Below are 10,598 nucleotides of genomic sequence, written 5' to 3'. Positions count from 1 at the left end.
CCTCGGCGCACCGCCCCTCTCCTCCACCCTCAGGTGGCGTGTCTCAGATGGAGACGCCGTGCGAACGCAGGTAGGCGATCGGGTCGACGTCGGAGCCGTAGCTCGGGCCGGTCCGGACCTCGAAGTGGAGGTGCGGGCCGGTGGAGTTGCCGGTGGAGCCGGAGAGGCCGATCTGCTGGCCGCCGGTGACGGTCTGACCGGCCGTGACCTCGAGCGAGGACAGGTGCGCGTACTGGGAGTACATGCCGTCGCTGTGCTGGATGACGACCTCGTTGCCGTACGAGCCGCTCGAGCCGGCGGAGACCACGGTGCCCTCGCCGATGGACCGGACGCTGGTGCCGGAGGCCGCCTGGAAGTCGGAGCCGGTGTGGTAGCCGCTGGACCAGCTGGCGCCGGAGGCGCGGTACTGGGTGGTGACGTTGGGGTTCTCGACCGGGGTGGTCCAGCCGGAGCTGTTGCTCTCCGACGCGCTGGAGTCGGCGGCCTTCGCGGCCGTCTCCTCGGCCGGGGCAGCCGCCTTCTCGGCCGGAGCGGCCGTCTTCGCCTTCGACGGGGCGGCCTCGGCCTTGGAGGGCGCGGCCTCGGCGGACTTCTCGGCGGAGCCCGACGCCTTGGCGCCGATGGTCAGCTTCATGCCCGGGAGGATCAGGCTCGGGTTCTCGCCGACGACGTCACGGTTGTCCTGGTACAGCTTCTGCCAGCCGCCCTTGACCTTCTTGTCGGCCGCGATCTTCGCCAGGTAGTCACCGGAGACCACGGAGTAGGTCTTCGGGGAGCCCTTCGTCGCCGAGGCGGGGGCGCTGTGGGCGGCGACGGACTTGGCCGGCGCGGCCTGCTCGGCGGCGTTCGCGCCGGTGGCGCCGATCAGCGGAAGCGCGAGAACGGCGCCGCCGGTCCCTGCGGCAAGGACGCCTCGGGAGATCTGGCCGGTCTTCGTACGACGGTGCTTGCCTTTTGCGGGCATGGGGAATTTCCTCTCCGGCGCCTGCGAGGTGAGCTGTCGGGTTCGGACTGGAGATGCCCGGCCGCGCGGTGCGCGACTTAACCCCGAGCCGTACCGGATCCCTCCGGCCGGCGGCTTACCTGGTTCCCCCGCTCCTGCCACACGTGAGTCGGTGCGGATTCCGGGCGGCGGCAGGATTAGGCGTTCCGTCCGGATTGACCGTGACCGTAAGCGAGCCGGGACGCCGCGAACAAGCCGCGGATTGCGAACCGGAATCCATGCTTCATTTCCGGTGCGAAATTCCCGTCACACTCCGTGGATTACGGATCTTGGCTTTCCGCACGGAGTCCGGAATACCCGTCGGCGTCTTCACCACGCACCGTCACGGATATGATCCCGCTCACCCACCTCGCCCCATCTCCCGTACAAGCGGGGCATGTTCTGCTAAATGCACCAATACGGACATGTCATGGCCACCGCCCCACCCGCCGGGCCGCCGCCTCATCCGATGGGCCGCCACCACGCGACCGAGACGGTTGCCCGATGCAGCCATGTCGTATCGTCGCGGGCGTGCCCCCGTCGGCGAGCGGCGCCGACGCCCGACACTCCAGGAGCCCTTGTGACGCAGCTGCCAGAGGTCCCGCCGGCCGGCCCCGAGCCGAAGGACGTCGACCTGACCGGCGTCCGCAACTTCCGCGACGTGGGCGGACTTCCGACCGTGGACGGCCGCACCGTGCGATACGGGCGCCTCTACCGCAGCGGCCACCTGGCGCACGCCACGGAGGCCGACACCGCCTTCCTCGCCGGGCTCGGCCTGCACACGGTCTTCGACTTCCGCAACGCCGCCGACCACAAGCTCGACGGCCTCGACGTGGAGCTGCCCGGCGTCCGGAATGTCAGCATTCCTCTCTCGGATCCGGCCGACGGCGCGGAGTTCTGGCGGCTGGTGCGCGACGGGAACATCCAGCAGCTGCGCTCGATCCTGGCCGGCGGCAAGGGGACGGAGCGGATGGTCGCCTCGTACCGCTCGATCATCAAGGACCGCACCGCCGAACACAGCCGCGTGCTGCACGCACTGGCCGAGGACAGCGTGCCGGCGCTGATGCACTGCGCGGCGGGCAAGGACCGGGCGGGCCTGTCGGTCGCGGTCTCGCTGCTCGCGGTCGGCGTCGAGAAGGAGGCCATCGAGGCCGACTACCTCAAGTCGAACGACGCGCACCGCCGCTACAAGGTGCGGCGCAGCGACACCTCGCCGGTAGGAATGTCCGACGAGGTGATGGAGCTGCTCAATCCGCTCTTCGGTGCACGCGCCGAGTACCTCGCGGCGGCGTTCGCGACCATCGAGGAGATCTGGGGCAGCACCGACCGCTACCTCCTCGAAGGGCTGAAGGTCAGCCACGAGACCCGTGCGAAGCTCCGTGAGCGCCTCGTCGAGGACGCGTGACGCAAGGGGTCAGCCCTTGCCGGCCACGGTGAAGAGGAGAAAGAGGAAGGCCGCGATGACGTGCCCGGCCACCAGGTAGGCGATGAGCCGGATCACGACGCCGCGGGGCATCCGCCGCTCCTGGGTGTCCGCGCTCTTCGGCCTGCGCGGGGTGAGCGGGTCGTAGTACTCCGAATCGGACATGACAGTCCTCTCTTCCGACCGCTCGGGCCGGGGTGACGAAGGAATCGCACGGTGTGGGGCGTGCGGGATCAGAGCCGGTGGATCCCGCCGCCGAGGCAGAGGTCGGCGGCCGGGCTCTGCAGCAGCGTGTGGACGAAGAGCAGGCGCGCCCCACTGATGTCGAGCGCCGCGATCCGGTGCGGGGTGAGTGAGTCGAAGTGCGCACTGTCGCCCGGGTCGAGATCGTGCACGGTCTCCCCGAGCACGAGCCGCAGCCGGCCGTCGAGGACGTACAGCCACTCCTCTCCGGGGTGGACACGCACGAGGTCGCCTTCGGTGCCGTACGGGACGCGGACGCGCAGTGCCTGCATGGCACGGCCAGAACCCCCGGCCTGCCGGTAGAGCCACCCGCCCGCATCGGTGCCACCCGGGCCCTCGAGCGGACCGCCACGGACGATCGCGTCACGTTCGGGCGGCATCTCGCCCAGGAGCTCGGAAACGGTCGTACCGTAGACGCGGGCGAGGCCGAGCAGCATCGGCAGGGAGGGCTGCCTCCGGCCCGTTTCGAGCCGGGAGAGGTGGGCGGGGGAAAGCCCCGCCCGACCGGCCGCGTTCTCCAGGGTGAGACCACGGTTGCGGCGCAGGTCACGCAGGCGTGGCGCGATCCCCGGGAGCTCGTCGGCCACCCCTCCGTCGGGAGGATTCATGCCTCCATTGAGCCAGGACCTTTCCTCTGAGGCAAATAATTTGCCTCAGAGGCAAAAAGGCTCTCAGCGGTTGGCGACGGCCTGTTTCACCAAAGTCCTGCCGAAGTCCCACATCAGCCCGCCCCCACTGTGGGCGTCATCCATGACGGCGGTGAAGGCTGCCACGAATCGATCGACCTCGGGCTCCCCGATGACCAGCGGCGGAATCAGCTTGATCACCTCCAGGTGGTCGCCGGAGACCTGGGTGAGGATCCGGTGCTTCTGCAGCAGCGGTACCACCACCATCTGTGCGAAGAGACCCTTGCGGGCCGCCTGCAGCATCGTCCATCGGCTGCGGAGCTTGAGGGAGGACGGCCGGCCGAACTCGATGCCGATCATCAGCCCGCGCCCGCGCACGTCGTGCAGCAGCTCGTAGCGTCCCACGAGCGCGGCGAGCCGTTCCCGCAGCAGATCGCCTGTGCGGCGGGCGTTCGCGACGGTCTCCTCCTGCTCCATCACCGCGAGGACGGCGAGCCCGGCCGCCATGGCCTGGGCATTGGACCCGAAGCTCGCCGAGTGGACGAGGACCCGGTCCATGGACGAGTAGACGCGCTTGAAGATCCAGTCCTTGCCGAGCGTCGCTCCGACGGGCACATAGCCGCCGGAGAGCGCCTTCGCGACGCAGAGCAGATCGGGCTCGACTCCCTCCTCGTGCTGGTACGCGTAGAAGTCACCGGTCCTGCCGAGCCCGGTCTGTACCTCGTCCGCGATGAGCACGGCCTTGTGCCGGTGCAGCAGTTCCTGCGCCTCACGCAGGAAGCCGGGTGGTGAGGCGTGGACGCCCTTGCCCTGGATCGGCTCCACGACCAGCCCGGCCACATCGCCGCGCTTCAGCTCGCGTCGCAGCGCGTCGAGGTCGCCGAGCGCGATGGCCGTGTCGGGCAGCAGAGGCGCGAACCCGTCACGGAAGCCCTTCTCCCCGTTGACGGAGAGCGAGCCGGTCGTCAGCCCGTGGAAGGCGTGGTCGCAGTAGAGGATCCGTGGCTTGCCGGTGGCGTACCGGGCGAACTTCAGGGCGGTCTCGACCGCCTCCGTGCCGCTGTTGCCGAAGAACACCCGGTCCAGGTGCGGGCTGTGCGCCAGCAGCTTCTCCGCCAGCAGTCCGGGCAGCGGCTGGCAGTCGAAGCGGGTGAGGTCGGCCAGCGAGGCGTCCAGCACGTCGTGGAGCGCCTGGCGTACGACGGGATGGTGCCTGCCGAGACCCATCACGCCGAAGCCGGCGAGCATGTCGAGGTAGTCGTTGCCCTCCGCGTCCCAGAAGTGCGCACCCTCGGCCCGCTCGTAGACCTTGTCGAAACCGAGGGTGTGGAGCATCCGCGGCAGCTGGTGGTTGAGGTGCCGCGAGTGCAGCTCGTAGCGTTCGGCGCCCCGTTCCTCGATGAGCCGCGCCAGATCGAATCCCGGCCGTTGGTCCTTCATGCCCCGCTCTCCTTCGGCATGTTCCGCTCCACCGCCGCCGTGCGGCGCTCCAGCACCGCGCTGATGCGTCCGGCGATCTCCACCGGCGTGAGCCCGATCTCGGCGAGTACCTCACCGCGTCCGGCGTGCGCGAGGAACTGCTCGGGGATGCCGAACGTCCGAAGCGGTACGTCGACACCTGCGTCCCGCAGCGCCTGTCCGACGGCCCAGCCGACTCCACCCGCCCGGCTGTTGTCCTCGACGACCGCCACCAGCTCGTGCTGCCCGGCGAGCGCGGGCAGTTGCTCGTCGACCGGTTTGACCCAGCGCGGGTCGACGACCGTGCAGCGGATGCCCGATCCGGCGAGCAGATCGGCGACCTGCAGACAGACCGGGGCGAGCACTCCGACGGCCACCAGCAGGACGTCGGGGTCCGGGGACCGGTGCAGGACGTCCATCCCGCCGATCCTCCCGACCGCCGCGACCGACTCCCCCACCGACTCCTTGGGGAACCGGATCACCGTCGGCGCGTCATCGACGTCCACGGCCTCGCGCAGCTCCTCGCGCAGCCGGTCCGCGTCGCGTGGGGCGGCGATCCGGAGCCCCGGGACGACCTGGAGCACGGACATGTCCCACATGCCGTTGTGCGAAGCGCCGTCGACCCCTGTGACACCGGCCCGGTCCAGGACGAAGGTCACCCCGCACCTGTGCAGAGCGACGTCCATCAGCAGTTGGTCGAACGCCCGGTTGAGGAAGGTCGCGTAGACGGCTACGACCGGGTGCAGACCTCCGGTGGCCAGCCCCGCCGCGGAGACCGCCGCGTGCTGCTCTGCGATCCCCACGTCCCAGATCCGGTCGGGGAACTCCTCCGCGAACCGGGTCAGCCCGACCGGGTGCAGCATCGCCGCCGTGATCGCGACGATGTCCGGACGCTCGGCGCCGATCTCCGCGATCTCGTCGCCGAACACCGAGGTCCACGACGGTGCGGCGGGCACGACGAGCGGTTCACAGGTCAGCGGGTCCATTTTGCCGACGGTGTGGAAGCGGTCGGCGTCGTCGGCCAGAGCGGGCGGATAGCCACGGCCCTTCTCGGTGATGCAGTGCACCAGCACCGGGCCGTGGAAACGCTTGGCCCGCTGAATTGCGGACTCGACCGCCGCTGTGTCGTGCCCGTCCACCGGGCCGACGTACTTGAGGCCCAGGTCCTCGAACATGCCCTGCGGGGCGAAGGTGTCCTTGAACCCCTTCTTCGCACCGTGGAGCGACCCGTACAGCGGCTGGCCGATGACCGGCGTCTGCTGGAGCACTCCCTTCCCCCAGGACAGGAAGCGTTCGTAGCCGTCGGTGGTGCGCAGGATGGCGAGGTGGTTGGCGAGGCCGCCGATGGTGGGGGCGTACGAGCGCTCGTTGTCGTTCACCACGATGATCAGCGGGCGGTCCCTGGCCGCGGCGATGTTGTTGAGCGCCTCCCAGGCCATGCCGCCGGTGAGGGCCCCGTCGCCGATGACCGCCACGACATGACGCGCGCGCCCCAGCACCTCGTCGGCCTTGACGAGGCCGTCGGCCCAGCCGAGCACGGTGGAGGCGTGGGAGTTCTCGATGACGTCGTGGTCGGACTCGTCGCGGGAGGGGTAGCCGGAGAGGCCGCCCTTGCTGCGCAGCTTGGAGAAGTCCTGGCGCCCGGTCAGCAGCTTGTGCACGTAGCTCTGGTGCCCGGTGTCCCACAGGATGCGGTCCACGGGCGAGTCGAAGACCCGGTGCAGGGCGACGGTGAGTTCGACCACCCCGAGGTTGGGGCCGAGATGGCCGCCAGTCCTCGCCACCGCCGCGACGAGGAACGTCCTGATCTCCTGCGCGAGTTCACCGAGTTCCGGTCGGCTCAGTGCCTTGAGATCCTGCGGCCCTTTGATGGATTCGAGCATCGTCACGCTCGGGCCCCCTCTCTCTGGTCCTGTTATCGGCTCACGGTCACGGCCGGAACCCCGGTGGGGGCTCCCGCCTCCTCCAGTCATCGACTGCACCGACACCGGTGCGTCCCCACCGACCCGACCCGGATGCGCCGAGAGGGGCGGCGCACCGCGAGCGGCCGGGCCGGCAGCCCCGGGAGACCCGGTGCCACCGGCTCTCCTTCTCTCATGACGTCACCGGCTCCCGCCGACGGTCTCCCGTGCCGCTCGCAGGGATTCCTTCAGCGACCCCATGGTGGCGAGCACCGCGGTGGGTTCGTAGCCGCAGTGCGCCATGCAGTTGGCGCAGCGCGGGTCCTTGCCCCGGCCGTACTTGTCCCAGTCGGTGTCCTCGATGAGCTCCCGGTAAGTGGGGACGTACCCGTCGCTCATCAGGTAGCAGGGCCGCTGCCAGCCGAAGAGCGAGTAGTTGGGGATCGCCCAGGCCGTGCACGGGAAGTCGGCCTTGCCCTCCAGGAAGTCGAGGAAGAGCGGTGAGTGGTTGAGCCTCCACCGGCTGCGGTTGCCGCCCGCGAAGGACTTCTTGAAGAGCTCCCGGGTCTGCTCGACTCCCAGGAAGTGTTCCTGGTCGGGTGCCTTCTCGTAGGCGTAGGCGGGCGAGATCATCATCTCGTCGACCTTCAGTTCGTCGTTGAGGTAGTTGAGGACCTCGATGACGGTCTGCGGAGTGTCGGTGTTGAAGAAGGTGGAGTTGGTCGTGACCCGGAAGCCGCGCCGCTTGGCCTCCTTCATCGCCGCCACCGCTTCGTCGAAGACGCCTTCCTTGGCGACCGACTCGTCGTGCCGCTCGCGCAGTCCGTCGATGTGCACGGCGAAGGCGAAGTAGGGCGACGGGGTGAACTTGTCGAGCTTCTTACGCATCAGCATGGCGTTGGTGCAGAGGAAGACGTACTTCTTCTTCGCCACCAGCTGGCGCACGATCTCGTCGATCTGCGGGTGCATCAGCGGCTCGCCACCGGCGATGGAGACCATCGGGGCACCTGATTCCAGCACCGCCCCGACCGCCTGGGCGACCGGCATGCGCTGCTTGAGCACTCCGGCCGGGTGCTGGATCTTCCCGCAGCCCTCGCACGCCAGATTGCAGGCGAACAAGGGCTCCAGCTCGACGATCAGCGGGAACTTCTCCCTCTTGCGGAGCTTCTGTTCGAAGAGATACGTCGCAACCTTGATGGACTGACGGAGCGGCATGGCCATCTGGGCTCACCTCCTGGGGAGCAGCAAAGATCGGTGCCATTCATGGAAAGCCGGAAGGACAACACGAAGAACACGGAATGCCGATATTCCACCGCGGACCGTGCCGATACGGACGAGCTCATGCTCTGGAGCGTCCACGACCACCCGTACGGCCGCAACCGGGCGTGGCCCCGTCCGCACGGCGGTGCGGAGGGTTGCGGCGGACTCCATGTCCACCGCGATGGCACCGGTGGCCCGGAGCCCGGCCCGCTCCTGCCCCCGGACGACATGTCCGGAGCCGGCCAGCGGGCCGGTGTGGACCGTACGTCCGGGAGCCGCCCTGACCAGTGCGTCGACCAGCAGGCCGGTGCCGGTGCAGGCCGTGGTGCCGCCGGTGTCCCGGGTCTCCTCGGCCACCACGAGATCACCCGGGTGCATGCCGGGTTCCAGGCCGGCGCAGAAGCCGGAGGCGATGACCGCGGTGCCTCCGGCCCCGGGCTGTCCCAGCGCGTGCCGGACGGCGTTCTCCGCGGCCCGGGGGCCCATCCCGGACCTGATGATGCTCACAGGGCCGGGGCCCGGTTCGCCGCCCCTCCTGCCGGTGCGCAGGGCGAAGCGCTCGATGCCGAGCGCGCAGGCGATCAGCAGCGGCCTGGTGGGACCGGGCGGCTCCTGTGCGCCACCCATCGGCTCAGACCCCCTTGCCGGTACCGGCGCCGATACCGGCAGCGGTGGCGAAGGGGTCGCCGTACACGTACCGGCCGAGAGCGGTGAGAGGGAACACCTGCCGGTACAGGTGGTAGTTGATGGAGAAGTCCCAGGGGAAACCGGTCCCGGTGAAATGGGGCTCGTCCCAGGAGCCGTCGGCCTGCTGGGTCTCGGCCAGCCAGGCGACTCCTCGCTCCACGGACCTGGTCTCCCGCTCCCCCGCGGCGAGCAGGGCGAGGAGCGCCCACGCGGTCTGGGAGGCGGTCGAGCTGCCGTGCCCGATCCACTTCTCCTCGTGATAGGAACGCAGGTCCTCGCCCCAGCCTCCGTCGTCGTTCTGCACGGACTTCAGCCAGTCGACGGCCCGCCGCACCGAGGGATGCGCGGCCGGCAGCCCCGCCGCGATCAGCGCGGGCACCACGGAGCCCGTTCCGTAGATGTAGTTGACGCCCCACCGGCCGAACCAGGCACCGCTCGCCTCCTGTTCGGCGAGCAGCCACTCGATGCCCCGGCGGGTGCGGGGGTCGTCGGCCTGCCCCTCGACGGCCAGCATCTCCACCACGTGTCCGGTGACGTCTGCCGACGGCGGGTCGATGACCTCCCCGAAGTCGCAGAACGGCAGCCGGTTGGGGAACGGGCTGGTGTTGTCCGCGTCGAAGGCTCCCCAGGCACCGTTGCGTGACTGCATGCCGAGGTTCCAGCGCACCCCGCGCTCGATGGCCGCGTCGACCCTGGCGGGATCCGGGTGGCGGACACGACGCAGCGCCAGGACGACTTCGGCGGTGTCGTCGATGTCGGGGTAGTTGTCGTTGTGGAACTCGAACGCCCAGCCGCCGGGCGCCAGTTCGGGTTTGCGTACGGACCAGTCGCCGGGCCGCACGATCTCCTCGCCGAGCATCCAGTCGGCCGCTCTCACGAGTGCCGGATGGTCGGGGCTCACTCCCGCGTCGGCGAGGGCGATGGTGGCGAGGCAGGTGTCCCAGACCGGGGACTGGCATGCCTCGACCATGCGGGCGCCGTCCTCACGCCATACGGTGAACCGGTCGAGCGAGGCGAGCCCCGCCCGCATGACCGGGTGGTCGAGGTCGTAGCCGAGCAGGTGCAGGGCGATGACCGAGTACACGGCGGGCGGCTGGATGCCGCCCCAGCAGCCGTCGTTCTCCTGGCGTTCGATGATCCAGCGGGCGGCCGCGTTCATGGCGACGCGTCTCAGCCTGCGTGGGGCCACCTTGTGGTAGAGGTGCAGCGCCTTGTCGAGCCGCTGGAACACGCCGTCCCAACTGGCCGCGGGTGCGGTGGGCTTGGGTGGATTGGGGCAGGCAGGGTCGGTGTGCAGTTCGTCCAGGGTGAAGGGGGCGGGGCGTACGGGCCGCTTCGCGGACACGATGGTGAGCGGCACGATGGTCTGGCGGGCCCAGCAGCCGAAGTCGTAGATGTTGAGCGGGACCCACTTCGGGAAGAACATCAGCTCGGGCGGGAGTTCCGGCAGATCGTCCCACTTCCACCAGCCGAAGAGCGCGAGCCAGATCCGGGTGAAGACCCGGGACTCCGCGATGCCGCCCTGTTCCCTGACCCAGCCGGCCGCGCGGATCATGTGGGGGTCGTCCGGCTTGTCTCCGGCCAGCCGTAGCGCGACGTACGCCTCGATGGTGGCGGAGAGGTCGGGCGGTCCCTCGTAGAAGGTGTTCCAGGTGCCGTCGCCGAGTTGCTCGCCCCGGATGAAGCGGGCCGCGGCCTTGACGGTGTCCGGGTCCTGGATCCCCAGGAACTGACGGAGCAGCAGGTCCTCGGCGTCCATGGTGACGTTGGTGGCGAGGTCGCCCTTCCACCAGCCCTGCTCGTCCTGCCTGCCGAGGAGGTGCTCCACCGAGCGTTCCGCGGCCTGCCGCGCGACGGCCATAATGTCGCCCGCGGCAGTGGTCGATTCGGTCGGATCGCTGGCCGAGGCTGCGCGGAGGTTCGCGGCCCCGGTGCTTCCGTCGGTCGTCGCTGTCATGGCTTCCCCTTCGTGCAGTTTGGTCCTCTGCTGTGCTGGGGTCTCCGTCGGCGGGCGCCCC

General features: G+C 69.7%; 9 protein-coding genes and 1 riboswitch. Of the genes, 1 reads left to right on the top strand and 8 read right to left on the bottom strand.

Annotation, left to right across the window (positions count from 1 at the left end; genetic code table 11):
• Positions 1–43: 43 nt before the first annotated feature.
• Entirely contained in the window at positions 44–964 is a 921-nt protein-coding gene (locus ACFWFI_RS35700; RefSeq protein WP_387398629.1) for a M23 family metallopeptidase, read from the bottom strand.
• Positions 965–967: 3 nt separating this feature from the next.
• Positions 968–1,128: riboswitch (cyclic di-AMP (ydaO/yuaA leader) on the bottom strand.
• 434 nt (positions 1,129–1,562) lie between these two features.
• Here ACFWFI_RS35700 and ACFWFI_RS35695 point away from each other — a divergent pair.
• On the top strand, positions 1,563–2,387 hold the full coding sequence (locus tag ACFWFI_RS35695) for a tyrosine-protein phosphatase (RefSeq protein WP_387398627.1): 825 nt from the start codon (positions 1,563–1,565) through the stop codon (positions 2,385–2,387).
• A gap of 9 nt (positions 2,388–2,396) precedes the next feature.
• Here ACFWFI_RS35695 and ACFWFI_RS35690 read toward each other — a convergent pair whose 3' ends face one another.
• The 7 genes from ACFWFI_RS35690 to shc form a co-directional block, all read right to left on the bottom strand.
• Positions 2,397–2,570: a DUF6126 family protein gene (locus ACFWFI_RS35690; RefSeq protein WP_387398625.1), complete on the bottom strand. Its 174-nt coding sequence runs from the start codon at positions 2,568–2,570 to the stop codon at positions 2,397–2,399.
• A gap of 68 nt (positions 2,571–2,638) precedes the next feature.
• Complete coding sequence (locus ACFWFI_RS35685; RefSeq protein ID WP_387398622.1) at positions 2,639–3,256, bottom strand: helix-turn-helix domain-containing protein; 618 nt, start codon at positions 3,254–3,256, stop codon at positions 2,639–2,641.
• 63 nt (positions 3,257–3,319) lie between these two features.
• Entirely contained in the window at positions 3,320–4,714 is a 1,395-nt protein-coding gene (locus ACFWFI_RS35680; RefSeq protein ID WP_387398619.1) for an aspartate aminotransferase family protein, read from the bottom strand.
• Positions 4,711–6,621: a 1-deoxy-D-xylulose-5-phosphate synthase gene (gene dxs / locus ACFWFI_RS35675; protein WP_387398616.1), complete on the bottom strand. Its 1,911-nt coding sequence runs from the start codon at positions 6,619–6,621 to the stop codon at positions 4,711–4,713. The genes ACFWFI_RS35680 and dxs overlap by 4 nt, the downstream gene beginning before the upstream one ends.
• A gap of 213 nt (positions 6,622–6,834) precedes the next feature.
• A complete protein-coding gene (hpnH, locus tag ACFWFI_RS35670; protein WP_387398613.1) occupies positions 6,835–7,854 on the bottom strand; it encodes an adenosyl-hopene transferase HpnH in 1,020 nt (339 codons plus the stop codon).
• Between the two features lie 6 nt (positions 7,855–7,860).
• On the bottom strand, positions 7,861–8,520 hold the full coding sequence (locus ACFWFI_RS35665) for a phosphorylase family protein (RefSeq protein ID WP_387398611.1): 660 nt from the start codon (positions 8,518–8,520) through the stop codon (positions 7,861–7,863).
• Between the two features lie 4 nt (positions 8,521–8,524).
• The gene (shc, locus tag ACFWFI_RS35660) at positions 8,525–10,537 is read right to left on the bottom strand and encodes a squalene--hopene cyclase (protein ID WP_387398608.1); all 2,013 of its coding nucleotides are present in this window, start codon (positions 10,535–10,537) and stop codon (positions 8,525–8,527) included.
• Positions 10,538–10,598 lie beyond the last annotated feature (61 nt).

Origin of the sequence: Streptomyces sp. NPDC060209 (assembly GCF_042728155.1) — a bacterium.
Taxonomy (GTDB): Bacteria; Actinomycetota; Actinomycetes; order Streptomycetales; family Streptomycetaceae; genus Streptomyces.
This window is presented reverse-complemented; position numbering and strand designations above follow the sequence as displayed.

Excerpts from the sequence above, each read along its gene's own strand:
- ACFWFI_RS35680 (WP_387398619.1), bottom strand. The coding sequence starts at position 4,714 with ATGAAGGACCAACGGCCGGGATTCGATCTGGCGCGGCTCATCGAGGAA.
- hpnH (WP_387398613.1), bottom strand. The coding sequence starts at position 7,854 with ATGGCCATGCCGCTCCGTCAGTCCATCAAGGTTGCGACGTATCTCTTC.
- ACFWFI_RS35690 (WP_387398625.1), bottom strand. The coding sequence starts at position 2,570 with ATGTCCGATTCGGAGTACTACGACCCGCTCACCCCGCGCAGGCCGAAG.
- ACFWFI_RS35665 (WP_387398611.1), bottom strand. The coding sequence starts at position 8,520 with ATGGGTGGCGCACAGGAGCCGCCCGGTCCCACCAGGCCGCTGCTGATC.
- ACFWFI_RS35700 (WP_387398629.1), bottom strand. The coding sequence starts at position 964 with ATGCCCGCAAAAGGCAAGCACCGTCGTACGAAGACCGGCCAGATCTCC.
- ACFWFI_RS35685 (WP_387398622.1), bottom strand. The coding sequence starts at position 3,256 with ATGAATCCTCCCGACGGAGGGGTGGCCGACGAGCTCCCGGGGATCGCG.
- shc (WP_387398608.1), bottom strand. The coding sequence starts at position 10,537 with ATGACAGCGACGACCGACGGAAGCACCGGGGCCGCGAACCTCCGCGCA.